Below are 25,583 nucleotides of genomic sequence, written 5' to 3'. Positions count from 1 at the left end.
ACTACAAACTGGGTCGAATTTATTTTTCTGGCGACTAGGGTTGCCTCAGTTGGCGCGGTGGGCATCAGTCGCTTAGCTTTACAGATGACTGGCCGCCGATCGAAACCAACGGGGTAGCCCCCATGTCTCCTGCTGCGCTATTTAACCAGATCCGGCTCATAGGTGGTGGGAATGTATTGCACGCTGGGCCGCCGACTTCCCGGTTGGGGATAGAGATCCATTAGGTTATAAATGCTGCGGGGCAGGCCCGTTGTGATGGGTAACCCCAAAGCTAAGGCCCGTTCTGCGGGGATCGGACAGTCGTGGGTGATCTTGCCCGTGGTCAGTTCCTCAATCACGCTGTCAATCTTGTCGGGGGCAATTTTGGGACGCGGAATATCGTCCAGTAACAAGGTGCGCACAAAAGCTTGGACCTGTTGGATGGCCTTGCGGGAAATATCGGCCATGATCAGGGTTTGATCATCGATATCACTGATCGGTTTTTCTTCCAAAACCTTGAGAATACTGGCGGCAGGGAAGTTCCCCAATTGCGGATCAACGGGACCCAAAACCGCATTTTCATCCATGATGATTTCATCCGCTGCTAGGGCCAGCATCGTGCCACCACTCATGGCGTAATGGGGCACAAAGACAGTCACTTTTGAGGGATGGCGAATGAGTGCCCGTGCAATTTGTTCTGTGGCTAACACTAACCCGCCGGGGGTATGCAGGATGAGGTCGATCGGGATTTCGGGCGGTGTCAGGCGAATGGCCCGCAGGATTTGTTCTGAGTCTTCAATGCTAATAAATCGCGATAGGGGAACTCCCAGCAGGCTAATCGATTCCTGGCGGTGAATCAGCAAAATCACCCGGCTCCCGCGCTGCTTCTCAAACTCGTGGATCGCCTGGTAGCGCAGAAATTCAATACCCTGGCGTTGTAAAACGGGTTGGAGCGCGATCAAGATGACGAAAATCCAGAAGACAATCCAGAAGACATCCAGGAGACCAAAACTCATGCCCTATTCCTTATCTAGCGGTGACCATTGCACTCCCAACATTGTAATGTCATCGAACTGATCTGCATCGGCAATGTGGTTGCGCAGGCGGGTGACGATGCGATCGAGAATTCGCCCCACGGGCGCATAACCTTCCTCAATCACACTAAACAAGCGTTGCTCCGAGAAGAGTTCTCCGGTTGGGGTTCGGGCATCCGTCGCACCATCGGTATAGGCAATGAGCGTGTCTCCTGGCTCTAGCTGGATTTCCTCAACCTTGAATTTGGCATTGGGAATCATGCCCACGGCGGGACCGGTCCGCTTGAGCCGACATTTAATCGTGCCCTCCCGCCCCAGAATTACTGGGGGTTCATGGCCACCGTTGATGTACTTCAGGATGCCTGTGGCCGGGTCCAAGACAGCGAAGAAGGTCGTTGCAAACATATTGGTTTCGCTGTGGGTGGTGGCGATGTAGTTATTGGTCAGGCCAATACCCTTGGTAAGGGCAGTTTCCGCGATCGATGGCGAAGCTCGCTGGCGACGACGACGCTGGGCACCTTCTGTTAAGGGCTTGTCATCGGCATAGTAGATAACATCATCCCAGGTGATAGAGGTATTGGTTTCGGTGAACGATCGAATCAAACTGCGGAACAGGGCCATAAACAGGGCTGCCCCCACGCCCTTATCGCAGACATCAGCAATGACAAATCCTGCCCAGCCATGAATCAGGGGGAAGGTATCATAAAAGTCACCGGCCACCTCGCGGGCGGGGGAAAAGTGAAACGCCACTTCCCAGTCGGGTAAATTGGGCAAAATCTTGGGGAAAAAGTCGGCCTGGATTTGGCGACCAATGTGAACATCACGCTCGTACTTTTCGGTTTCCCGGAGGGCTTCTTCGGCTTTTTTGCGGGCGGTGATATCTTCACAAATCCCCAGCAAGCCTGCGACATTTCCCCAGCGATCGTGGAAGGGAATTTTGCTGGTCGTATAGTTATGGCGGCCATCTGCTTGCTCCAGCACCTCAGCAATTTCGCATTGAGAGGTATCAGCCTCCATGACTTGCTGATCGAGTTCACGAAACAGGTTAGCGACATCAGCCGCAACCGACAAATCGTAGTCAGTTTTGCCCACCAGTGCGGCAGGGGAATCCAGTTGCAGGATATTGGCATTAATCTGATTACAGCCCAGATAAACTGACTGCCGATCCTTCCAAAAGACAGCAACGGGAAGATTGTCAATCAGGTTCTGAAATAATTGCTGCGTTTGCCACGCTTGTTCGGCTGCTTGCTGGGATTGCTGGAGTTTGGCCAGGGTAAAGCGTAGACGAGTTTGCAGGGCCGGGGTCGCGATCGCCTCAGTGAAGTAATCGACCACATGGGGGGACTGCTCCCAGGCAAAGGTGGCGAGGGTATCCGCCGTAGCCAAAAGGATCACGGGGGTAATTTCCAGCCCCGGCAGGCTTTGAAGTTGCCCTAGCAGCGACTGCCCAAGTTCCCTACTGGTGTTCAGGTTCAGCAGGATGGGGCGCAGGGGGTGCTGTTGGGCCTCATGCAATGCTGTTGCGAGATCAACCGCCGCGATCGCCTGATATCCCCAATCAGCAAGACACTGGCATAACTGGGTTTGGCTGAGTTCCTGCGCATCAACAACCAACAAAGAATCAATCACAAAAGTCATAGGGCGCCTATGGGTAAGGGCAAAACGCGTAACCAGGGAAGAATAGGCAACGATTAGGAGGGGGGTGGGGTTCGATTCACCACAAAAATGTTGTGATTTTTATCGTGTAACCGCCGATATTGAAACTGATCGACCCCTTGCACAGCTAAATACACCCCTAAGCCTCCAATTGGGCGCTCACTGAGGGGCTGGTTCAGATCATCCGTATCGGGTAACTCCTGCTGGGTAGGGTCAAACTTGGGAGCCGTGTCTTCCAGAATGACGGTGAGGGTTTGCTCATCGATCGTCGCATACACCACGATCTTCCGCTCAGCATCTCCCCCTTGGTAGCCATAAACAATAATATTGGTCGCTATCTCATCAACCGCTAGCCGCAGGTTGTAGGCGGGCTTTTTCTCTAGACCGGCCTCTTTAGCCGCAGCCATGATATAGTTCGCGATTTCGCCGAGCGAGTCTAGAACACCGGGGACTGATAAAGGTTCCATTGCTGGTTCGCCAGGGATATAAGGGCATTGACAGGAAACAGAAGAAAAGGAATAGGCCGCTTGCCGCTGTCGATGACAGTTCGTACTCCGGGAAAACCGCGATCGCCCTGCGAATGGCGTTGCGATTTGTCCTAGCATCCCATTAAATGATTGGGAATGGACGGGCGAATCGGCCTATTCTACGAGTTTGCGACCCTGCGGATAAACGGTAAGTTTCTCGTTGGCACGGTGTTTCATGCCTGGGTATCGGTGCTTAAACCGATGGGAAGACTTGCCGCTATCGGTCCTCTGAGTGGCAATGCCCAGAGGCGCTAACTTTAGAATTCCCGCTTTTACCAAAGACATAACAGTCTAGCGATCGCTCAATCAGTGTGGGGTAGCCAGCTTGGCTGCTAGCGGAATAACCCTCTCGGCTGCCAGTGGAAAGCAGCTTGGCCATCCGTGGGGTAGCCGTCTCGGCTGCCAGTGGAATACCCTCTCGGCTGCCAGTGGAAACCGGTTTAGCCATCCGTGGAATAACCCTCTCGACTGTCAGTAGAATCACCTGCTAGTGGCATTAATCTGTTCAGTGAGTGGAACCTCTAGAGAATGGCAATAGGCAGGCAGGATGCCTCTAGAGAATGGGCAGGCAGGATGCCTACCCCACAAGACACGGTTTAACCCTCGTAGGTATCCACCATATAGACACTCTGGTCAAAACCCGTTTTCTCGATCGTTTCCTTAACCAATTCCTGGGTCCCCACCAGATAGATATCGGTATCGGCTCCCATCTTCTGTTTCGCGAAGATCAACACCCGCAGGCCCGCACTGGCCATGTATTCCAAATCCTGCATCATGAGGACTAGCTTCTTCGCGCCCTGGCTCGCTGCTTCCTCCACTTCGGCCTTGAACTGGGGGGCAGAACTGGCATCGAGTTCACCGCTGAGGGTGATGGTGGCGGTGTCGCCTGCGGTGGTAATCGTCGTGCTGAAAGGCATAGATTTATCCTTCTTGTGGTAGGTGTGAATGAGGGGGATTTTGGATTTTGGATTTTAGATTTTAGGTGGTCGGTGGGGACTGAATGAACGGGGGAGGCCGATCGCGGATCTAGGGAATCTAAAGGTCTTTGGGTTTGGGGGGTTAGCGCCCAACGAGGATGGCCACAGTGCGATCGCCCAAGAGTAGGCCCTTTTGGTCGGCGAGAGCAGGTTCCTGGCCCGGTTCGCAACTGTCCCCTGGGGCCGCGACGCCCGTGTTGGCAAAGACGTGCCACTGAAGACCGACGGGAAGTAGGGGCAGGTCAAACCAGAGGGCTTCCCAGTACATATTCATGGCGACATAGATGAAATCGTCGGGGGCGCTGCCGTTTTTGGCGTGTTTGCCGCAGAGCATGAAGGCCAAGGCGCGGCTAGTGGGGGACCAGTCTGCGTGCCAGGCTTGGGTGCCATGCCAGCTAATGTCGGGGTAGCCGCTGCCCACGTAGTCGTGGTTGCGGAAATGCTCCCGGTGGCGCAGGACGGGATGGGCACGCCGGAAGGCAATGCAGTGTTTGACAAACCGGAATAGGTTGGCATTTTTCTGCAACAGCCCCCAGTCGAGCCAGTTAAGTTCGTTGTCGTGACAGTAGGTGTTGTTATTCCCGTACTGGGTCCGTCCAACTTCGTCGCCCATGAGGATCATGGGAACCCCCTGGCTGACCAGGAGCATCGCCATTGCGTTGCGCATCTGGCGTTGACGGAGGGCGATGATACCGGGATCATCGGTTTCGCCTTCGACGCCGCAGTTCCAGCTTTCGTTGTCGTTGGAGCCGTCGTTATTATTTTCGCCGTTGGCTTCGTTGTGTTTGCTGTTATAGCTCACTAGGTCATAGAGGGTGAAGCCGTCATGGGCGGTGATGAAGTTAATTGAGGTGGCGGGGGCACGACCGGCCCGTGCGTACAAATCCGGTGAACCTTGCAGCCGTTGGGCCATGTCCCCGATCGTGCCAGCATCCCCCTTCAGAAACCGCCGCACGGTATCACGATATTTCCCATTCCACTCCGCCCAGCGCCCAAAGGCAGGGAAGGTGCCGACTTGGTACAGGCCCCCGGCATCCCAGGCTTCGGCAATGAGTTTACAACGGGCCAGGATGGGGTCAAAGGCGAGGGACTCCAACAGGGGGGGGTTGGACAGGGGGGCACCCCAGGGGTCCCGGCCCAGGATGGAGGCCAGGTCAAACCGGAAGCCGTCGATGTGGTATTCCGCTGCCCAGTAGCGGAGACAATCGAGAACGATATTGCGGACGATCGGGTTATTACAGTTCAACGTGTTGCCGCAACCGCTGAAGTTGAAGTAATAGCCCTCTGGGGTCAGCATGTAGTAGGTCTTGTTATCAATCCCCCGGAAGGAGATGACGGGACCTTTCTCGTTGCCCTCGGCAGTGTGGTTGAAAACGACATCCAGGATGACTTCAATGCCGTTTTTATGCAGTTGTTTGATCAGGTTTTTTAACTCGTCTACCTGCATCCCGAATTTACCCGTGGCGGCATAACCCGCTTTGGGGGCGAAAAAACCGACGGTGCTGTAGCCCCAATAGTTATAGAGGGTTTCCCCCGTGGTAGGACTGGGGCGCGAGTTTTCAAATTCGTCGAACTCGTAAATGGGCATGAGTTCGATCGAGGTCACCCCCAATTCCTTCAGGTAGGGGATTTTTTCGATAATGCCCGCAAAGGTGCCGGGGTGTTTGACGCCCGCAGAGGGATGGCGGGTGAAACTGCGCACGTGCATTTCGTAGATGATCTGATCCTCTGGCGGAATTTCCAGGGGGCGATCGTTCTCCCAGTCAAAATCATCAAAGGCGAGGCGGGCGCGATGCTGGTAGGGATCATCCCAATTGGGCGTTTTCCCCCACACATCTCGACCGCCGATCACCTTGGCGTAGGGGTCCATGACAATTTTGCTGGGATCGCACCAGAACCCGGCGGGAGGATCGTAGGGACCGGCGATGCGGTAGCCATACTCAATGTTTTCGTAGTCCAGCCCAAAGACGATCATGGCGAACACGTTACCAATGCGAAACTCTTCGGGGAAGGGAATTTCGGCCATTGGCTTGAGGGCGTGGCGCTCGAATAACACCAGGGTGCAACCGGTGGCAACGCTTGAAAAAATGGAAAAATTCACACCGCCCGGTACGAGGGTGGCCCCAAAGGGTAAGGGCCGTCCTACCCGCAGTTTGAAGTTACCGTGCTGGTGTGTTGGATGAATGTCAACCCGTTCCATTAGTTTTGTTTTCCTTACGGCAACTGCTTACTGCAATGCGGCCATCCCAGCGTCTACCGTATCGCAGGTGGTGAAGAAGTCGAGAAACCCGGTGATCGACATGGTATCGAGGATTTCTTCCGAGAGGCCCACCAACACTAGCTTGCCTTCGACGCTGGTGGCTTTGCGGTAGAGGGATAGCAACATGCGCAGGCCGGCGCTGGACATATAGGGGACGGCGCTCATGTCCAGCAGGATTTTGCTGCCTGCTTGGGCGAGGGGGAGGATCTGCTCCTGGAGGGTGGCGGCGGTGCTGCCATCAACATCGCCACTGATGGTGGCTACGGTGATGCCTTGGGTTTCTTTGACTTGGATGTCCATTTTGGTCTCTCCTGCACCAATGCGACGATCGTCTTTATGGGTTGGCGGGTGGTTAGGGTTGGTTTGAACCCCGAAGACACGAAGGGCGCGAAGGGGGCACTAAGGGGGAGTGGCTTGGTGTCTAAGGGGTTCAGCGTGTTTTGGGGGGGCTGAAGGGTTTTTAGATGGGGACAATTTGCACTTTGACGCGTAGTGCGTGTTCGCTATCGGGTAGATTGACGGTTAGGGCAGCGGCATCGAAGTTGCTGTAGGGTTCGTCGTCGATCCAGCATTGGCCGATTTTGATGCTGCCAGTGGGGAGGATGTCGGGGGAGACCCGCAGGATGCGATCGGGGAAGCCGTCGGGACGGGGTTTGAAGTAGAAGTCCATTGGCTGTTTGTTGAGCAGCAGGTTGCTGTAGACGGCGGCGAGATAGCACAGTTCGGTGGAGTGGTAGCCGCTCATGGAGTGGCTGCCTTTGCCGCGTTCGTTGCCCCCGGCTAGGTAGGGTAACCCGTTGGACAAGACGTTGAAGTAAACGCCACCGTCGGAGGTGTCCAGGAACCAGGCGTTGTAGAAGGCGGCGGCTTCACGGGCCAGTCGCAGGTATTCGTCGTTGCCCAGGACGCCCGTCAGGATGTAGTAGGCCAGGATCGATTGTTCCTGTTGCCACCAGGCTTTGCGATCGTGCCAAACAAAGCGGTGGTGTTTTTGGCCCGGCTCGAGCAGCCGTTCCACCACGTCGTACCAGCCGCCCCGCTGTTGATCACTGCCCACGTCAGGCATGATTTGGGCAATCTTTTCGGCTAGCGCCACGTATTTGTCCTTGGCCATGAGGCTGTTCATGCGCATCAGGTTCCAGGCAATCTTGAGGTTGTGGCCGACGACGGCGCGGTTTTGCTGCCAACCCCAGGTGGTGTCGTGGGACCAGTCTTCGTAGAAGCGCTCTTGCACGAAGGGGCTATGCTCGTAGTCGGGGAAGCGGGCCTCGATCGTGTCAAAGGTATATTCCAGCATCTTGGCGTACTTTTCTTCGCCCGTGGCTAACCAGAGGTTAATCAAATAAGCAGGCGCGTGGTCGCCGACGGAGTTCCAGTTTTTCCGGCCCTTGTTGTTCCCTAGGGAGTCACTGCGGGGGTCGAGGGTAACGGGATCGAGGTGGGAGAAGTAGCCGCCGTACTCGGTTTTATCCAGGAAGAAGTCGTCAAAGAGTTTGATGGTCAGTTCGGCATCACTGAGAATGCGAGGATCGCCCGTGACGCGGTAGGTTTGGATCGGACCCGCGAGCGCGTAGATTTGTTCGTAGGCCGGAATTGCGTCGTAGTCATCGCCAAATTCCGAGGCGAAGATCTTTTGTTCGCGATCGCCTTTCACGTCAATGCCGTGGTACCAGTAGACAATGCCCTCGTCTAAATCCACAAAGCGCATGTGGGCACGCAGGTATTCGGTACCTTTTTCCGCTGCTTCCAGGAAGCGATCGTTGCCGGTCATCAAATAGGCGGTGGCAAACCCATAAACCAGCCGTGATATTGTATCAGTTTCCTGCCGGAAATTATCGAGGAGTTTTTCCCCCGATAGGGTTAGGGAGGTGCGGTACTCGCGGTAGTCAATTTCACCACCCCCAAATTGAGCCTTCAGGTAAAAATTCGCCAGGGATGCCACCTGCTCGACCCACCAACTAGGCCGCTCAAACACAAAGTCTTTCTCGGTGCGTCCCACAAAAACAATTTGCTTGCAATCAAAAACTTCGCTGTCGGGGTAAAACACGCCATAGGCAAAGAGATAGCGACCCGGCACCAGCATCGATCGCATGGAACCCGTGGCATCGGGATAGGGTTCATCCAGGTTTTGCACCAACTTGGCAAAGGTCATCGGACTCAGGGCCAACTGGAATTCCCGCCCATCCGACGTTTTCAAGCCAAAGCGATCGCTGGCCTGATCAAACTGGGTCACGTAACCGGCGATCGTGTCAGAAAAGGGAAACTGGACCGTCGTCATAGGGAAAGACTCCTTAGTAAATTAAGGGTAGATGGGCAAGCAACGGGGGATATCCGAGCGATCGGTCAATCGAGTTCAGTGAATCGGGTTCGAGCGATCGGGTTCAGTTAATCTCATACAGTCAACCTCGTAGGGGCGGGTTATTAGAAAACCTTGCGGGGAAACAGATAAACTGCATGAACCCGCCCAGCATAGCCACCAGTAGACAAAAGACCGCCTCAACGGGTTTTGATTAAGCTTCCAAAGGCGGCGGATTCTCCTCATCGGTAAAGCCCTGGCTGATTTCCACAATATTGCCATCGGGATCGCTGATCCAAACCGTGCGCCAGCCAGGAATATAGTCATCAAAATTTAACGGCCCTAGGGTGATTTTGGCATCATCGCCCATTTCCGCCAGTTTGGCATCGACATCATCCACCTTGAACGCAAGTTGTCGCACACCGGGATATTGAGGGCCATCGTTAGTAGGTGGAGGAACCGGGGATTCTTCCTTCGCCTGAAACAGTTCAAAGTAAAACTCACTGCCCTGAAGTTTGATAAACACGATCTGATCGCCATCGGGCAGAGGGGCCACCCGTGCCCGCTTGAAATTAAAGTATTTGGTGTAGAATTTCTCCGTCGCGATCGGATCTTTACAGGTAAGGGCAACTTGCGAAAACTCTAATGAAGCCATTGACAGTCTGCTCCTTGCGTCAAATCCAGAAAAGGCTAAATCAACAATGCCAGTGAACAGGCAGGCGGAAATTCGGGAAAATGCAGGCGAACCGGATCGGGGAATAACAGCGGGACCGGGAAGTAGCCGTAAACCAAGTTCGACAAACCTTAACCCGTCGAGGTTGCTTAACCTGCCGAGATCAAATGACTACTGGCTTGGGGGGCGAGGGCAGGCATCCCTTGACCGTTTGTATTTTGGCTGGTATCAGCCAGAATATCAATAATTTTGCGGGCAAATAAATGACAGTGCCCCGCTGTGCGTCCCGTGACCAAATCCTGCCAAACCACCACATCTTGATCGGTGTAAATAGCCCCCATATTGCGGGCATCCCCCACCAGGTTATTGTGGACCACGACCTTGCGCCCCCGAACCAACTCCGGTGCCGAGGCCACTAACCACATCCCATGACAAATAATACCCTTGAGAATTCCCCGTTCGGCAAAGGCACGTTGGAGAAACTGGGTAGCCGGAGGCAGTTTATTGACATCTTCGCTATAGCGCAGACGATCGGAGACCATGCCCCCTGGAACAATGATGGCTGCATAACTGCGCAACTGCTCATCATCCATATCTTCAAAGCTCTCGTGACACTCAAACGGGGCCGAAAATTCGTGTCCCTTAAATGTCAGACTGGGTTGGCCCCAAAGACGCGAGAGGAAATGAACTTCAGCCCCCTCCTCTGGAAACCGCCGCTGGTAGTACCAGATTTCTGGTTCATAAAAATCACTTTCAATCAAAACGGCAATTTTTTTACCCTGGAGTCTCACGCCTTACGCCTCCGATACGTGTATTGCGAGTTGCCACACTGACCTCACGCTCAATCTAACAGTGTCAATTCCAGAAGATTGATAATTTTTATAAAAAGATGAGATGCCTGAAGAGATGCCAGCAGAAGTTGAGCGAGTATAGTTAGGGCGGAAACGGTACCGTGATCGGAGATGTCCCGCCCATTTGGCGTTAGCAAATTAGCCCGATCATTAACCCTTCAACTGGCCCAAGAGTCCGGCGACATCCCAATTGCCCCAAAGTTCCGCAATTTTGCCATCGACAATCTTGAAGATTGTAATCCCAATCATCGTGACTGATTTTCCCGTGGGTTCAATACCGGCAAAGGCTCCCTGATGGGTGCCCGTACAGGTCCAGCGGGTGACAACCTTATCGCCGTCGGCACTGCGAATCAGATCATGGACGTTGTAGTGGGCATCGGGGAAGGTGGTCAGGAAATGGCCCATAAAACCCTTAGCTGACTCAGCTCCATTAATTTCGGCAGTGTTGACATGGGCAGCATAATCCGGTGCAAGAATCTCATCGAGCAATTCCAGCTTATTTTCGTTGTAGGCAATGTAGAAGTTGTTGACAGCATTCAAAACGGGATCGGACATGACTAATTCCTCTTGGGATAAATCAACTTGGAGCAAATCAACTGGCGATCCAAGAAAACTATAAAAGTCAACGCTTGGTGGCCCTTAGTGTACTTGGTGCCTTAGTGGTTCCTAGCACATTCCTGAATTGGCACAAGGAAGCTAAGAACCTCAGACAAACTCTAGGCCAACGAACCATCTGGATACTGCACCATCCCGGCAAAATGAATCTTGATCTTGCCATCCTCCAGCACCCAGCTATCCGCAAATCGCATATTGGCCTTTTGACCTCCCGCCGTCAGGGTAATAATCTCAGTCACCATCAGCGTTGTCGGATTTTCCGTCTCAGCCCAAAAGGCAATTTCCGTTTCCAAATCCTCGATTCCCAAAATGCCATCGAAGTGTTTTTTCAGTTCTTCGTGACCCTGGAAATACTTGGGCGTCTTCTCAAAACTGCTGATCAAAATTGCATCCTCAGCATACTGACCCAGCAAACCCTCGATATCCTTTTTCAGGATTAACTCGATGTGTTCGCGGTACATTTTACCGAGAGCGGTATCGGGAACGTTTTTCATAGCTTCCTTGTCAACGTTAAAGTACCCATTCTAGAAATCAAGCCACGATCGCACAGTTTCGGAAAAGCTTAATCACCCGATCGGATGAGATCCGCTAATTTCTCCGCAATCATCAACACCGGCACATGGGTGTTACCACTGGTCACTGCCGGCATCACCGAGGCATCACCAACCCGCAGGCCTTCGACCCCATAAACCCGCAGTTGGGGATCGACCACCGCGAGGGCATCTCGTCCCATCTTACAGGTTCCCGCCGGATGCCAGAGGGTAGACACATTCCCCCGGATGTAGGTTTCCAGGTCCATGTCACCGGGCACCATTTCACCGCTATAGACCGACGTGAAGGCGGGGGCATGGGCGATCGCGCGGATAATTTCCAAGGCTTTTTTGAACACGTCTACATCCGTCTGACATTGCAGATAGTTGGGATTGATCACAGGCGGATCATCGGGAATCGCCGATCGCAGGCTTACGGACCCAATACTTTGGGGCTGAATCAAAATCGGCAGGAAAATGCAGACCGGCCCCCCAAAGTCGGGCAGAACGGGCAGCAGAGGCCCCGGAGCCGCTGGGGTGAAATTGAGTTGCAGATCGGTGGGGGCCGCACTCATCCCATCACGGGTGCGCACAAAAATCACATTTCCCGTCAGGAGTTTTGGATTGGGTAAGTCGGCCTGCGATCGATAGACCACGGGCAGTTGCAAGTGATCTTGTAGGTTTTGGCCAACCCCAGGGAGATCCACCACCACATCAATGCTGTGCGATCGCAGCAGTTCTGCTGGCCCAATCCCGGACAGAAGCAATAGCTTGGGGGTGACAAAAGCTCCCGCACAGAGAATAATCTCTTGGTTCACTTCGGCAGTGTGGGACTGGCCATTGTGCTGGTATTGCACATGCGTCGCTTTGCCATTTTTCACCCCAATTTGGATGACGATCGCCTCTGTGATCAGGGTCAGGTTCGATCGCGATTGGATCGGCGTCAAATAGGCATCGGCGGCGCTGTGGCGCTGGCCAGTTTGCGTAATGTTAAATTGCAGATAACCGGCACCATTCTCCTGTTGTGGACCGTTGTAATCCCAGTGAGGACCCGCAAAGCCAACTTCAACCGCTGCCGCTTGAAAGGGTTCCGATCGACAGTCGGGATCGGGGCAATAGCGCACACTCATGGGTCCGCCCGTGGCGTGGTAGTCCGACGCGCCGCCCTCAAAGTCTTCAATTTTTTTGAAGTAGGGCAACACATCGGCATAACTCCAGCCTTCGTTGCCCAGATAATTCCAATAGTCAAAATTACGCGGATTGCCCCGCACGTGCATCATGGCATTGATGGCGGAACTGCCCCCAAGCACCCGCCCTTGGTTAATCAAAATTTGACGATCGCCCAGGGCAGGTTGCTCCGTAGTCATAAATTTCCAATCGAGATCGGACCCCCACAGTTTTGTAAACCCATCCATGCTGTGGATATTGGCATCCCGATCGCGGGGACCCGCTTCCAGCAGTAAGACCTTGACATTCTCGTCTGCACTCAGGCGGTTTGCCAGCACACAACCCGCGGCCCCTGCCCCAACAATGACGAAATCGTACTTGCTCATGCAGAGTCTCCAGGATAAATGGGTCCGTTTTTCGACGCAATTTTTAGACGCAATGGCAGGTCACAATCACAGGTAGCCACTTCACCCCACCCTCAATCACTGGCCAAGGGGCTGGCGGTAGGATGGTGGACACGAACACTGGCCCGCCAGCAGGCTGGATGGGTTAGTGGACCAAGGCCATGCGGTGATCAGCACAGCCATTGCTCAACAGGCAGAATTCCAAACTGGGATAGCGCTAATAGAAGGATTATCCAGACAATTGGCACGGTATGGGAGAATTTTTACTTTTCTTTCAGCTATTTACGCGATCGCCCTGGGCGCATAGGTAGGGGCAGGGGGCAGCCAGGAAACCCCAGCGTTGAGACAGAGCCGCCGATTTCCCCAGGCTTACCCAGTCAACCCTGCCCAGGTTAGAGCCAGAAGCGACTATTCAAGATCGTGGTCCGCGCATTGGCTGGATTCATGGGCACCCGCCCAGTGCGAATACACTCCCACATGTGATCGAATAACAAACCGGGGGCACCGCTGGGGTCCGCACCAAAATAGCCATGTCCCGTTGGGGAATCGTAGCGATTGTTGAAGTCATCGCAGTCGATCGCATAGACATTACGGGGCACCACCGCCATTCGTTCCGGTCCCGTATGCCCCAGTCGGCGCGAGGCAATCATATTCCCCACATTGGCCACCTTACTGGCCCGCAAGGCTAAATCATCGGCTGCATAGTAAACCACCACATTCCGGGCGGCATCTGGAATATGGTGGCCTTCCTGACCGGGTTCGAGGGCCTCATTCATCACATCTGCCGCTGCCATAAACACATTGCGAAAAATCTGGGGAATCCCCCCCACTTGGTAATAACCTGCCGCCCGACTGAGGGCACCCCGCAACACCCGATTCCCCATTGAATGGGCGAGAACATTGATCCACTTCAGGCATGGGTTTTGGAGGGTACTATTCTGCTGTCGCCATTCCAGGAATTTTTCCAGTAGGCGCATAAAGGCAATATCACTGGCGTCGGCTGACTTCTGATCGTCAAAATAATCCCGCACCAGCCCTACGTTATTACCACAAGGCCAAATGATCGGGATCACCAATACGGCATTGGGTGATTTTTGATTAAACAAGCGTTGTAGTTCAGCCGTTTTCCGGAAAATTGCCGATTCTGGAAAGTTGGAAAAACCGTGAATGTAGATTAAAATCTGCTCCACCGGGCTTTCCTTGATGGCGGTAAAAAAGGCACGATTGCCAATTTCCCGATAATCATTTTCGCGTCGTCGCTGACAGAAATAAACCGACTGTTCTGCTTGATTATTTTGCAGGGCAAAGGTGAGCGATCGCGGGATTTGGAACGTGCCATTTTGGGTGAGGGGGGTGGGTCCCTCGTTAAAGACCCGGTTGGTAATAAATAACATCTCTCGTCAGCCTCCTACTATGTGCGCGATCGCGGCCCTATCCGTTCAGTGCCCGTTGTTGCCGTTCCGCTAGGCGGGTCACATACTCAACGATCGCGGGGTAAGGACTAAAGTCCAACTTCAGCAAGGTGGTACCGTAGATCAGCATGGAGCCAACGGCCACATCCACCACGCTAAACGCCTCCCCCAACAAGAAGGGTTGCTGGGCCAGGATGCGATCGAGCGCCGGCAACTGCTTGGGGATTTCCCGCTCCCGATTGGCCTCAATAAACAGGGCGGGTCCGAGGGTCGCATTGGCATAGAGCACCCACTGGGTCGCGATCGCCCGCTCCGGTAAGGTCGTGGGGAGATGGCCATATTTTTCCGCTAGGTAGAGCAGAATTGCGCCCGACTCCCAGAGGATGAACCCATCATCTTCGATCGCGGGCACCTTCCCGATCGGGTTAATGGCTAAATAGGCAGGTTGGCGATGCTCCCCCGTCTGCATATCCAGCATCACCCGTTCGTAGGGAATCTGGTATTCCTCTAGGTACCACTGCACAATGGCCGAACGACTGCGAACCGCACCGTAAAGTTTTAGCATGGTAATTAGGCTGAAAGGGATCTGGGCAAGTAGGGGTTGCCTTAACACCAAGATACCGTCTTAGCCGCACCATACAGCGAATCATCCCCAGCAACCATGTCATCTGTCTCCCTGGCCTCAGCCATTCCCCTCGACCAAATTCGCTATAACGACCAGGGCCTTATCCCCGCGATCGTGCAGGATTATCTCGACGGCACTGTCCTGATGATGGCCTGGATGAACCGGGCGTCATTACAAAAAACCCTGGAAACGGGACAAACCTGGTTCTGGAGTCGATCGCGATCGGCCCTGTGGCCCAAAGGAGCGACCTCCGGCCATATCCAACAGGTGAAAACGATTCGCTACGACTGTGATAGCGACGCCCTCCTGGTCACGGTCGAACAGATTGGTGATATTGCTTGCCACACGGGGCAGCGGAGCTGCTTCCACCAAATCGAGGGCACGACGGCCCCACCGCCAGCAGACACCTTATCACAAGTGTTTCAGGTCATCTGCGATCGCCGCGACCACCCTCACCCCGACTCCTATACCAGCAAACTCCTCGCCGGGGGCGATAACAAGATCCTCAAAAAAGTAGGCGAAGAAGCGGCGGAAGTCGTAATGGCCTGCAAAGACGATGATCCGGAGCAGATTGCTGGGGAGGTTGCGGATTTGTTCTACCACACGCTGGTAGCCCTAGCCAAGCATCAGGTGGATCTCAAGGCGGTCTATCGCAAACTGCAAGAACGGCGACGCTAGTGCAGCGCCATGATCCGGCGACCTTGGCAGTACTGGCTCTAACCCGCAACGACGAACATCGTTACTACCAACCTAACGTTTCGTTAGGTTGGCCGATTGCGCAATGGTTCGTGTGCCCGCATGGGCTGCGGTGATCAAGCCACCCCCGATACCTGCAAATGCTTCACCAAAGTTCCGATCGGCAGTGGTCCCTGTAGATGGCTCCAGGGGAGAATCGGGGCCGTAGACCACGGCTCATGCACATACCATTCCAGGGGGGGAATCTGTCCCCGCAGTGCCTTGAAAGCACGGCGGTAGCTACCCAAACTGTCCCCATAGTGGCGCACCCGTTCCAACAAACGGCCCAAACGCCGATCGCCCCTAGCGATCAACGCCTGAATCACAGACCAGTTATAACTTTCCGGGCGAAAATCAATACCGTGGGGACGTAGTTGTTTTTGCAGAAATTTTAGGCGCTTTTCCGCCTGGGGATTCACCCCGCACCACTGGAACGGCGTATGGGCTTTCGGCACAAAAGTACTACAGCCAAGGGTGAGGCGTAGACCGGGTGCCGCTTGCTTTAAGCGGAGCATCATCGCCACCGTTTGTTCGAGATCGTCCATCTCTTCATCCGGAATACCCACCATGCCATAGAGCTTGAGGCCACCGAGGCCACCCGCTTGGGCTTGAACCGCTGCCGCGATGATCTCATCATTGTCGAGTTTCTTGTTGACAATTTGGCGAAGCCGCGCTGAACCACTTTCGACGGCGATCGTAATTGACTTGGTCCCATGTTTAACCAGCGTGCGGGCTAGTTTCGCCGTCACCGTATTGGTGCGTACCGATGCCAGACTGAGGCGTACCGGGTCATACTCAGGCCGATCGAGGTAGTCCAGTAACGTATCAAATTCCGGATGTTGGGTAACGGAAGCCCCTAGGAGGCCCAGGCGATCGGTGACTTGTAGGCCCCGTTCAATGGCCGGGATCAGACTCTCGGTCACAGATGCGGTCCGAAACGGCAGCGTCAGGTAGCTGGCTAAACAGAAGCGGCACATTTCTGGGCAACTGCGCACCACTTCGACCATGTAGATATTTTCCCAAGCAGCTAGGGGGGTGACAACTGTCGAAGCCAAGAGGGCATTGCCGCGATAGGTTTGCTTTTCAACTTGGGCTGGAATATCGGGATGGATCGGCGTCACTTGCGCGATCGGGCCGTCGGGGCTGACATAGGTCACACCATACAGACTAGGCACATACAGACCAGGCACTTGGGCGAGGTGGTGTAATTGACGAGCGCGGGATTCCCCACGCACGGCCTGGTAAGCATCAATCAGCGCCGGGATCAGCACTTCCCCATCCCCCAGTAACACCACATCGAAGAAATCGGCAAAGGGTTCCGGATTCGCCGTTAACACAGGGCCGCCCCCAAACACCAGGGGATGGATAGCCGTGCGATCGCAACTCTGTAACGGAATCGCCAGTTGGGTTAACAGATCCAGGAGATTGGCGTAGTCAAGCTCCCAGGACAGGGAAAAGCCCAACAACCGGGGCGAACGGGGCAGCGATTCAGCAGCATCCGTAAATAGACGACTGACCTGGACATCGGGACGACGGGCCAGCATCGCCCACACCCCCTGATACCCCAAACTGGTAATACCCACACTGTAGGTGTTCGGGAAGGCAAAGACGATCGGCAAGGCATCACGATCGGGACTAGCGGGCGTAAAGAGCAGGCGTTCAGCCGTAAAGGGAGGTGAAATCACGGGAGCGTTGGGCGAATATTTTAAGATATCTTAATATTTAGGGGAATCTTTGCGAGATCTACGGACGTAATCACTCCTTAAGCGGGGTAACCTTAAAATAGAGAAGCCAGTTATCAGCATCTGCTGGGTGCGGGGCAAGGATATGGCTGATACTAGCCAAAGCAGGGATCAAGGCTGGGGCGCATCAAAAGTGCGTCAAGGCGCTTTTTCCCCGATTAGCAACAGCCTATTCAGTAGAATCCCGTATCCGATGTACAGCCCCATCGCGACCTCATGATCATGGCAGTAGCTTCAGGGTACTCTGACGGCACTAGTGGCTAGCAGGATACCAAGCTTTGCGCCTAGCAAGCTCTGCGCACCAGCGTGCTGCGACAGGAACAATCTTAGGGTGACATCTGTTATTCTACCTGGGGGAAGTCTCTACCGTCGGAATGATGCCAAGAGCCTTGGGAGGCAAAGAGGGTCAGTATGAATTTCCCGGCTCATTACCAATATGAAGGCAATACGATCAACTTCTCTGGCGGGGAGCGACGCTCGGCCTTGCGTTTGCTACACCAGTTGCAGGGGACGGAATCGATCGCCCATATTGAAGCAGGACATCGGCGTGATGAGGCAGAGCGATCCCTCCGGCAGGGGATGGACTATCAACAGACCCGCCAGTTTACCGAAGCCTTAGGCCAGTTTAAACAGGCCCTTTCCCTATACCAAAGTCTGGAAGACATTGGGGGAGTGCTCAAGGCCCTAGGGGGGATGAGCAATGCCAGCTATGGCTTAAAGCACTATGAACAGGCGGTGCAGTATGCCCAGCAACGACTGGAGTTAGCAGGCCATATTCAGGATTTTCGGAGTGAGAGTCAGGCACTAGGATTATTGGGCAATGCGTTTCGGCACCTCGGTCAGATGGATCAGGCGATCGCCTATCAGGAAAAGGCATTGATGCTCGCTCGCAAGCTTCAGGACAAGCGGGCTGAGGCTGCCGCGCTGAATAACCTGGGCCTCGTCTATAAGGTCCAGGGGGATCTGGAGAAGGCGACGCTGTATCAGCAGCAAAGTTTAGAGATCGCCCAGGAATCCAAGGATCATCAGGTAGCCAAGCAGGTCCTCCGCAATTTGGGGAATACCTATCATGCTCTGGGGGATTACGATCGCACAATCACCTACAATGCCGAGCGGCTGAAGATTGCCCAAAGCAGTGGCGATGAGCGGACGGAGGCGCAAATCCTTCGCAATCTAGAAAATGCTTGCTATTCGGTGAATGATTATCCCCAGGTGATTGCCTATGCAAAACGGCGTCAGGAGATTGCCCAGAAACTAGGCGATCGCCGCATGGAAGAGCAAGCCTGGGGCAGTATGGGGGTGGCCTACGATGCAATGGGTCAATATGCCGAGGCGATTACCTGCTATGAACAGCGACTTCTGTTGGCGCGGGAGTTGAAGGATCGGCGGGTGGAGAAGCAGGCATTGGGGAGTCTCCAGGTCAATTGCCACGCGATCGGGGATTATGCCAAGGCGGCTCAATACCAGCAGGATAGTGCCTGAGGCTGCCCACAGAGAAGCCGATCTGAATTCAGTCATACCTTGAAATGGGAGGCTAGCGACGGCTATCCGGCCACGGACGATGCGTAGGATGGCGGGACACCTTTTTGTCTAACTTCAGCTTGGGTCAAACCGGGACCGCAAACCAGGAAATCACTGCCCCCAGGAGAGCGCCGACAATAACCTGAAACGGCGTATGCCCCAATAACTCGATCAGGCGCTCCTCGCTAAACCCGTGGGTTTGGAAAAACTCGTCCATCATTTGATTGAGGATACGGGCCTGCTTGCCCGCTGCCTGCCGGACGCCTGCCGCATCGTACATGACAATAATAGCAAAGATGAGGGCGATCGCGAATTCAGGACTGTCCCACCCCAAGGTTTGGCCGACCCCAACCGCTAACGCGGTCACTAAGGCTGAATGGGAACTGGGCATTCCACCACTGCCAAACAGCACACGAAAATTGACCTTGCGCTGTTGGACCACATCGACAAAGAACTTAATGCCCTGGGCCAGGAAGCAGGCCGCCAATGATACCAGCAAGACCCGGTTATCAAACAGCGTATTGAGTTCGAGCAGTCTCCCCATCAAGTGATTCACCACACTGTGTTCAGCGGTCCAGCCAGGGCCACAGGCGAAGTCGCCCCCAGCCCTCACTTCCAGCGTACAGGATTAATGTTTACGAGCCGTAATAAACTCGGCCAGGGCCAGGAGCGGTTGGGCCGCTGGGCCAAAGTCAGCCAGTTGGGCGTTAGCTTCGTCAATCAGTTGTTGCGCCTGACGTTGGGATTCCTCTATACCTAGCAGACTGGGATAGGTGACCTTTTGGGCTTGGACATCTTTACCGATCGATTTTCCTAGCGCCTCTTGGGTGGAGGTGATGTCGAGGATGTCGTCAATAATTTGGAAGGCCAGTCCAATGTTTTGGGCATAGCGGGAGAGGCGCTGCACCGTGTCGCGATCGGCCCCGCCCAGAATCGCCCCGGACACCACCGAGATTTCCAGCAAGGCAGCGGTTTTGTGGGTGTGGATATAGTGCAGGGTTTCCAGGGTGACATCCGGGCGACCCTCCGACTCCAGATCCACCACCTGACCACTGACCAACCCCCCGATCCCGGCGGCTTGGCCCAATCGGCCCAGGACTTCGACCACGCGATCGGCAGGCACATTTTGGGTCTGTTGGGCCACCCAGGCAAAGGCATGGGCTAGCAGGCCATCCCCGGCTAGAATTGCCATCGCTTCCCCATAGACTTTATGGTTGGTCAGCCGCCCCCGCCGGTAGTCGTCATTGTCCATCGCGGGCAGGTCATCGTGGATCAACGACATGGTGTGAATCATTTCCAGGGCGCAGGCGGTGGGCATAGCCTGGGCGATCGTGCCGCCCACCAGTTCACAACTGGCCAAACACAGGATGGGGCGCAGGCGTTTGCCCCCGGCCAGAAGCGAGTACCGAATTGCTTCGTGGATGGTTTCTGGGTAGGTGAGGGGAACGGCCAGCTCTAAAGCCGCTTCCACCTGACGCTTGCGATCGGCCAAGTAGGTTTTGAGATCAAAAGCCTCTAGGGTTAGGGCCTGATCGGCAGTCTCTGTCTGGATATGTGGGTTATTTGCTGCTACCATCCCGTTCCTACCAACTCATCTTCAAGCATCGGGGCCAACTCACCTTAGCCATCCCCAATTGTACGCAGCACGGGTACGCATCCTGTACACGTCACCGGTACGCATCACATTGTACGCGCCAGTGTCCCTTTCATTTGCCTTCATTCGCCGGGGGGGACAGGTGCTTGGCAAATCCACACGCAATCCCGTGGCACGAGGGTCAGTTCTTGATGTTGGACGGTATAACCCAGGTGGGACAGGAAGCGCTCCATAAGCGCTGGGGTCATCACCGAGAAAGCCGTCCCCTGGTGCCGACCCATGAGGTTGTATTGCCATTCGCTCAGAAATTTTTGCCAGCCTAATTCACTCAGGGTATTGGCATGGTGGAACAGGCACAGGCGTTTGCCTCGCATCAACGCCGGAATCTGGGTCAGGTAATTAAAAATATCGCGGGGTTCAAGATGCACCATCGTGTCGTAACAGAAACAAACATCGATCGTGCCCGGTGCAATACCCGCCAGGGTTTTACCATCCAGCTTGACGTAGGTAACGCCATCCTCGCCCACGCGATCGCGGGTAGCCTGCAACATTTGGCTGGAAATATCAGCACACACCAACTGTTGACAGTATTGCCGCAGGATACGGGCCGTCCGGCCCCCACCCACACCAATTTCCAACACCGTATCGGTGGGCGCAATATAGGGGGCAATAAATTCCCGCTCGATCAGGCTCTCGTATTCCGCCAGCGATTTGGCCGCCCCCGCGCCCTCCCCGGTCCACTCATCCCCCGCATGGGCTTGGTTCGGGTGCCATTGCCGCCACTGCCGCCCATACTGATCCCAGGCGGCTTCGTAGTCGAGGGGTTGTTCGAGGTTCTGTGAATCGGGCTTTTGCGAATCTGCCATACGTTTGCCGCTTGCGGTGTCGCTTGCTAGATGTTTTCAGGGCCTTTTCAGGGCCTTTTCAGGGCGTTCAACCACCGGCAACAGTGCCGCTGTGCATCCTGAGTGCATCCTTAAGGTACCACTGGTGGGGGATATCCCTCCCGTATAATTGATGATGTGGTAAGCAGCCTTGTCATCCGAAGCAGGGCGATCGACCCCGTAGCAATTATGGCGAAGAAACCCGCAAAATCTCCGGCAGCGACCGATTTGATCCAGGGTGATCTCCTGGTAGATGGCCAGGGCGACTGGGTATATGAAGAGGCGGTGACCGAAGTGGAAGCGATCGTGGCCCGCATTGAGTCGGGTCAGTTGGAGCTAGCGGATGTGTTTACGGAATTTGCGACGGCGGTGAAGCAGTTACAACGCTGCCAAACGTTTCTTGAGCAAAAGCAGCAGGAAGTCGATTTACTGATTGAAACCTTGGAAGATGCCTGACTTGTGGGGTAGGCGTCCCGCCTGCCACGATCGCTAACCACACCTGCCACGATCGCTAAAAACTATTTTTCCAGCCGCACGGCGTACCACTGCAAATATTTCCCTGGCCCTAGGTCGAATTCACAGGCAGTATTGAAAAGATACTGGGCCTGTTCCGCGATCGTCGGGAAGCGTTGCACATCAGGGGAAATATGGTCTGGGTTGGCCGCGAGGACAGCTTTGAGTTTTTCCAGCATGGCCGCTGCGGTTAAAAACTCCTCTGGACGATCGGACTCCAGCACGACGTAATAGTCTTCTTGATACAGAATGGGATCAGGCATGGGGGCAAATGACGATTCGGTACGCAGGTCCTAGTGTACCCCTTGGCGTTAGGTGCTTTGGTGGGTGGGTAGGACAATCGGGCCGATCGCGATCAGGGGGGTACCGGATTGGCTGTACTCAGGTACTGCACTCTGCCCTTGCGGGGCCGACACGCTCCATACATGGGGTAACCCACCTGGGGTGAGTCAGTTAGCAGAGTGTCCATCCCTGATGGGTATGGGCCTGTTGTCAGGGGGAAGTCGCTCCCCTACAGTATGGATGCTCAACGCCCAGCCCGCCTGGGTTTGGCGAGGACGGGGTGGGGTGGGGGCTGATCGGACAAAGAATGCCCGTCATCGACCCGCGATCGAGGTTAATTTAAAGAGTGACACACTGGGCGCTTAGGGGTGATGCCGCAAGCTTTAACGTAGGAGACAACAGGTGAATGGGGCACCCGCTAACCCGCCGATCCTAACGACAGGGTCCGCTAGCTAGGTTGCCTTCAAACAAGGTGCAGATCTACCACAGGCGATACGATGAATACTAAATCAGCCAATTCCCCTGGCTCCCAAGGCCAAGGTTCCAGTGAAGTTAGGGTCCTCTACCCGAATGATCCCGCCACCCCAGGGGCCACAGCCGCCGCCCCCCCACCAGAACCCGTTTCTGGTCTGAATTTGCAGGAACTTGGCGATCTATTGCTCCAGGAATTGCAGGCCGAAGTGCGATCGCGCACGGGCCAAGCCGTGGTCACCCGCATTGCCAAGGAAGTCGATCGCATCTGTCAGAAAAGCGATCGCATTCAAACCTCTGGCGAAGTGCAAACCTGGCAGTTAACTTTGGCACGGCACCGTCTCCACAAGTGCCTCAGCTACTATCGCCTCGGTTCGCAGCAGGGGCGGGTGGAATTGCACAGTACGTTGAGTACGATCGTCTATCGTCATATTGCCCCCATGCATCTCAAATTGGGGTTCCAGGCCCGCCATGCGCTGATTGAGGATTTCCTACAAGGGTTCTATATGGAGGCCCTGAAGGTTTTCCGGCGGGAGAATGAACTGGCGGTGGACTACAGCCCCCGCACCCAGTTGGAACTGGCGGAATACATGGCGTTTACGGAACATTATGCGAAGCGGCGCATTGCCCTCCCCGGTCGCAATAGCCAGCAGTTGATTGTCCTTCGTGCCCAGGGGTTCGCCCGTCGCCAACCCCTGGAAGCGACGCTCGATTTTGAATTAGCGATGAAGTCACCGAAGCGGGAGGAAAGTGAAGGTCATAGCCGTTCGGCGGTGGTGCATCAGGTGCGGGAACAGATGGTGGCGGATGCGGTGGATTTGGCCGAGGGGGTGCTGCGCGATCGCGTTGTGACCGAGTTAATCCAATACCTGCAATCCCAAGGTCAATCTGATTGTGTTGATTATTTGGTGTTGAAGTTGCAAGATCTATCAGCCCCGGAAATTGACAGCATTTTGGGCCTCACAGCGCGGCAACGGGATTATTTGCAACAGCGGTTTAAGTACCATGTGGAAAAATTTGCCCGTTCCCATCAATGGCAGTTGGTGCATCAATGGTTGGGTGCCGATTTAGATCAGAATTTAGGTATGGCTCCGGCCCAATGGCAAGCTTTTTTGGACCAGTTAACGCCGGAACAACGCACCTTGTTGGAGATGAAGCAACAGCACGCTACCGATGAGGCGATCGCGAAGGCGGTTAAATGCACGCCCAAGCAGGCCCAAAAACGCTGGTATCGGATTCTGGAGTTGGCATGGCAGGCCCGCAATAATCCATTGTCGGGGGGTTCCAAGGAAGCGTGAGGGGAAGCGTGAGGCGTGAGCGGCTGGGGGCGAGGCTGGCTGGGGCCGCGATCGCCCACGGGCTGGCGGTAGTATGATGGGGGTGAATCAACGATCGCGGGTAGTTATGAACCGGCCCCTGTTAGAAATCTATCGCGAAGCCTATCGAAATTTAGATTTGTTTCCGTTATTTACGAAGGAGGAAATCGAGAAGTTTCGGGTGGAGTATGGCGGCGATACGTTGGCGCGGTTGGAGCAGGTGTTGGAAGATGCGCCAGTAGATGGGAAGGTGGTGTTTGCGGGCCATCGGGGCTGTGGCAAATCGACGCTGTTGGCGCGGTTAGCCCATAAGATGCGGGAGAATCATCATTTTGTTGTGTTTTTCTCGATCGCGGACATGATTGAGATGTCGGCGGTGGATCATGTCAATATTTTGTATGCGATCTCGGTGCGGTTACTGAGTGCGGCGACGAAGCAAAGGGTTGAGATTCCAGAGAAAACGAAGGATGCGATCCTCAATTGGTTGATTACGACCCAATCGACGGTGGCGACTCAAGATCTAAAGTCCCAGTTGGGGGTGGGGGGCGATATTCTCAAGTTGATTACGGCAAAGTTGCAGTCGGAATCAACGTTTCGGGAGGAGATTAAGCGCACCTATGAACGGCGGATCAGTGAGTTGGTGCAAAAGATTGATGAAATTGCCCGCTGGATTCAGAAGGCGACCCAGCGAGAAGTGTTGGTGATTATTGATGATCTGGATAAGTTGGATTGGCGATTGGTTGAGGATATTTATAAGAATAATATCAATGCCCTGTTTCAACCCCATATCCGGATTGTGTTTACGATTCCAATTTCAGTGATTCGGGATATTGAATTACGCACGATTTTGCAGACGGCGGCGGGCAGTCCGATTCAGCAGATGGAGGTGGCGAAGTTTTTCACGAAGGCAAACCGTCATGATCCGGCGGCGGTGCCCTTAGAGAAGAAGGTGAATGTGTTTTTGGAAGTGTTGAAAAGACGGTTGCCGGAAAATTTGCTGGAACCGGAAACGGCGCAGAAGATCGTGTTAAGCAGCGGCGGGGTGGTGCGGGAGTTGGTACGGATTGCGCGGGCTTGTTGTTCCCAGTGTTTGTTGAAGTTGCGCAGTGATCCGGACTTGACGGAAATTAAAATTAGCGATGAGATTTTGGCGTTGGCGTTGCGGGATATTCGTAATGATTTTGCGGCCTCGTTGGGGGAAAGTCGCTATCGGATTTTGGTGACGACCTATGAGCGGGCGGAACCCGTTGAAATTACCGATCCGGAGTTTTTGATTTTGCTGCATGGGTTGTATGTGCTGGAGTATCGCAATGATGATTTGTGGTATGACGTGCATCCGGTGGTGGTGGATTTGTTGCGGCGACGGAATTTGTTAGCGGTTTAGGTGTATGCAGTATTCCCGAATGCCCTCTCCCCCCGGCCCCCTCTCCCAATCTGGGCGAGGGGGAGCCATAGAAAATCAAGGTTGTAAGCCCCTCTCCCTGAGGGAGAGGGGTTGGGGTGAGGGTCATCCTAGGGG

General features: G+C 54.5%; 24 protein-coding genes. 5 read left to right on the top strand and 19 right to left on the bottom strand.

Features of this window, described 5'->3' with window-relative positions; all coding sequences use genetic code 11:
- Positions 1 to 137 precede the first annotated feature (137 nt).
- The 14 genes from ACWIUF_RS05840 to ACWIUF_RS05775 form a co-directional block, all read right to left on the bottom strand.
- Positions 138 to 995 (bottom strand): SDH family Clp fold serine proteinase, encoded by an 858-nt coding sequence (locus ACWIUF_RS05840; protein ID WP_448571349.1) that lies wholly within the window; start codon positions 993 to 995, stop codon positions 138 to 140.
- A 3-nt stretch (positions 996 to 998) separates the two neighbouring features.
- Positions 999 to 2,651 (bottom strand): SpoIIE family protein phosphatase, encoded by a 1,653-nt coding sequence (locus tag ACWIUF_RS05835; protein ID WP_448571348.1) that lies wholly within the window; start codon positions 2,649 to 2,651, stop codon positions 999 to 1,001.
- 53 nt (positions 2,652 to 2,704) lie between these two features.
- A complete protein-coding gene (locus ACWIUF_RS05830) occupies positions 2,705 to 3,136 on the bottom strand; it encodes an ATP-binding protein (RefSeq protein WP_448571347.1) in 432 nt (143 codons plus the stop codon).
- 656 nt (positions 3,137 to 3,792) lie between these two features.
- Positions 3,793 to 4,113: an STAS domain-containing protein gene (locus ACWIUF_RS05825; RefSeq protein WP_448562827.1), complete on the bottom strand. Its 321-nt coding sequence runs from the start codon at positions 4,111 to 4,113 to the stop codon at positions 3,793 to 3,795.
- A 142-nt stretch (positions 4,114 to 4,255) separates the two neighbouring features.
- Positions 4,256 to 6,373 (bottom strand): glycogen debranching protein GlgX, encoded by a 2,118-nt coding sequence (glgX, locus tag ACWIUF_RS05820; protein ID WP_448571346.1) that lies wholly within the window; start codon positions 6,371 to 6,373, stop codon positions 4,256 to 4,258.
- A 27-nt stretch (positions 6,374 to 6,400) separates the two neighbouring features.
- Positions 6,401 to 6,733: an anti-sigma factor antagonist gene (locus ACWIUF_RS05815; protein ID WP_448571345.1), complete on the bottom strand. Its 333-nt coding sequence runs from the start codon at positions 6,731 to 6,733 to the stop codon at positions 6,401 to 6,403.
- Positions 6,734 to 6,893: 160 nt separating this feature from the next.
- Positions 6,894 to 8,711 (bottom strand): AGE family epimerase/isomerase, encoded by a 1,818-nt coding sequence (locus tag ACWIUF_RS05810; RefSeq protein WP_448571344.1) that lies wholly within the window; start codon positions 8,709 to 8,711, stop codon positions 6,894 to 6,896.
- A 232-nt stretch (positions 8,712 to 8,943) separates the two neighbouring features.
- The gene (locus ACWIUF_RS05805) at positions 8,944 to 9,384 is read right to left on the bottom strand and encodes a VOC family protein (RefSeq protein ID WP_448571343.1); all 441 of its coding nucleotides are present in this window, start codon (positions 9,382 to 9,384) and stop codon (positions 8,944 to 8,946) included.
- A 167-nt stretch (positions 9,385 to 9,551) separates the two neighbouring features.
- The gene (locus tag ACWIUF_RS05800) at positions 9,552 to 10,193 is read right to left on the bottom strand and encodes a DJ-1/PfpI family protein (RefSeq protein WP_448571342.1); all 642 of its coding nucleotides are present in this window, start codon (positions 10,191 to 10,193) and stop codon (positions 9,552 to 9,554) included.
- Between the two features lie 210 nt (positions 10,194 to 10,403).
- Positions 10,404 to 10,808 carry an ester cyclase gene (locus ACWIUF_RS05795; protein ID WP_448571341.1) on the bottom strand — a complete coding sequence of 135 codons (405 nt, stop codon included), beginning with the start codon at positions 10,806 to 10,808 and terminating at the stop codon, positions 10,404 to 10,406.
- Between the two features lie 161 nt (positions 10,809 to 10,969).
- Positions 10,970 to 11,362 (bottom strand): nuclear transport factor 2 family protein, encoded by a 393-nt coding sequence (locus ACWIUF_RS05790; protein ID WP_448571340.1) that lies wholly within the window; start codon positions 11,360 to 11,362, stop codon positions 10,970 to 10,972.
- A 68-nt stretch (positions 11,363 to 11,430) separates the two neighbouring features.
- The gene (locus ACWIUF_RS05785) at positions 11,431 to 12,951 is read right to left on the bottom strand and encodes a GMC family oxidoreductase (protein WP_448571339.1); all 1,521 of its coding nucleotides are present in this window, start codon (positions 12,949 to 12,951) and stop codon (positions 11,431 to 11,433) included.
- 410 nt (positions 12,952 to 13,361) lie between these two features.
- On the bottom strand, positions 13,362 to 14,363 hold the full coding sequence (locus ACWIUF_RS05780; RefSeq protein ID WP_448571338.1) for an alpha/beta hydrolase: 1,002 nt from the start codon (positions 14,361 to 14,363) through the stop codon (positions 13,362 to 13,364).
- Between the two features lie 37 nt (positions 14,364 to 14,400).
- A complete protein-coding gene (locus ACWIUF_RS05775; protein ID WP_448571337.1) occupies positions 14,401 to 14,946 on the bottom strand; it encodes a glutathione S-transferase family protein in 546 nt (181 codons plus the stop codon).
- A 96-nt stretch (positions 14,947 to 15,042) separates the two neighbouring features.
- Here ACWIUF_RS05775 and hisIE point away from each other — a divergent pair, with 96 nt between their 5' ends.
- Positions 15,043 to 15,684, top strand: coding sequence for a bifunctional phosphoribosyl-AMP cyclohydrolase/phosphoribosyl-ATP diphosphatase HisIE (gene hisIE / locus ACWIUF_RS05770; RefSeq protein WP_448571336.1), 642 nt, complete (start codon positions 15,043 to 15,045; stop codon positions 15,682 to 15,684).
- Positions 15,685 to 15,818: 134 nt separating this feature from the next.
- Here the strand turns inward: hisIE and ACWIUF_RS05765 are convergent, their stop codons facing one another.
- Positions 15,819 to 17,426, bottom strand: a complete 1,608-nt coding sequence (locus ACWIUF_RS05765; protein ID WP_448571335.1) for a B12-binding domain-containing radical SAM protein — start codon at positions 17,424 to 17,426, stop codon at positions 15,819 to 15,821.
- Positions 17,427 to 17,894: 468 nt separating this feature from the next.
- Between ACWIUF_RS05765 and ACWIUF_RS05760 the strand changes: the two genes are divergently transcribed.
- The gene (locus ACWIUF_RS05760) at positions 17,895 to 18,965 is read left to right on the top strand and encodes a tetratricopeptide repeat protein (RefSeq protein ID WP_448571334.1); all 1,071 of its coding nucleotides are present in this window, start codon (positions 17,895 to 17,897) and stop codon (positions 18,963 to 18,965) included.
- A 124-nt stretch (positions 18,966 to 19,089) separates the two neighbouring features.
- Here the strand turns inward: ACWIUF_RS05760 and ACWIUF_RS05755 are convergent, their stop codons facing one another.
- From ACWIUF_RS05755 to ACWIUF_RS05745, 3 genes are all read right to left on the bottom strand, one after another.
- Positions 19,090 to 19,548, bottom strand: coding sequence for a divergent PAP2 family protein (locus tag ACWIUF_RS05755; RefSeq protein ID WP_448571333.1), 459 nt, complete (start codon positions 19,546 to 19,548; stop codon positions 19,090 to 19,092).
- 84 nt (positions 19,549 to 19,632) lie between these two features.
- Positions 19,633 to 20,580: a geranylgeranyl diphosphate synthase CrtE gene (gene crtE, locus ACWIUF_RS05750; protein ID WP_448571332.1), complete on the bottom strand. Its 948-nt coding sequence runs from the start codon at positions 20,578 to 20,580 to the stop codon at positions 19,633 to 19,635.
- A 140-nt stretch (positions 20,581 to 20,720) separates the two neighbouring features.
- Entirely contained in the window at positions 20,721 to 21,464 is a 744-nt protein-coding gene (locus ACWIUF_RS05745; protein WP_448571331.1) for a class I SAM-dependent methyltransferase, read from the bottom strand.
- A gap of 207 nt (positions 21,465 to 21,671) precedes the next feature.
- Between ACWIUF_RS05745 and xseB the strand changes: the two genes are divergently transcribed.
- Positions 21,672 to 21,938, top strand: a complete 267-nt coding sequence (gene xseB / locus ACWIUF_RS05740) for an exodeoxyribonuclease VII small subunit (RefSeq protein ID WP_448571330.1) — start codon at positions 21,672 to 21,674, stop codon at positions 21,936 to 21,938.
- Positions 21,939 to 22,000: 62 nt separating this feature from the next.
- Here xseB and ACWIUF_RS05735 read toward each other — a convergent pair whose 3' ends face one another.
- Positions 22,001 to 22,258, bottom strand: coding sequence for a chlororespiratory reduction protein 7 (locus tag ACWIUF_RS05735; RefSeq protein ID WP_448571329.1), 258 nt, complete (start codon positions 22,256 to 22,258; stop codon positions 22,001 to 22,003).
- Between the two features lie 516 nt (positions 22,259 to 22,774).
- Between ACWIUF_RS05735 and ACWIUF_RS05730 the strand changes: the two genes are divergently transcribed.
- Both ACWIUF_RS05730 and ACWIUF_RS05725 read left to right on the top strand, forming a co-directional pair.
- On the top strand, positions 22,775 to 24,046 hold the full coding sequence (locus ACWIUF_RS05730; RefSeq protein WP_448571328.1) for a HetZ-related protein: 1,272 nt from the start codon (positions 22,775 to 22,777) through the stop codon (positions 24,044 to 24,046).
- 106 nt (positions 24,047 to 24,152) lie between these two features.
- On the top strand, positions 24,153 to 25,448 hold the full coding sequence (locus ACWIUF_RS05725) for a P-loop NTPase fold protein (RefSeq protein ID WP_448571327.1): 1,296 nt from the start codon (positions 24,153 to 24,155) through the stop codon (positions 25,446 to 25,448).
- Positions 25,449 to 25,583: the final 135 nt, after the last annotated feature.

Source organism: Trichothermofontia sp. (assembly GCF_053493415.1).
The sequence above is the reverse complement of the archived record's forward strand: the minus strand, read 5'-3'. Positions and strand labels throughout refer to the sequence as shown.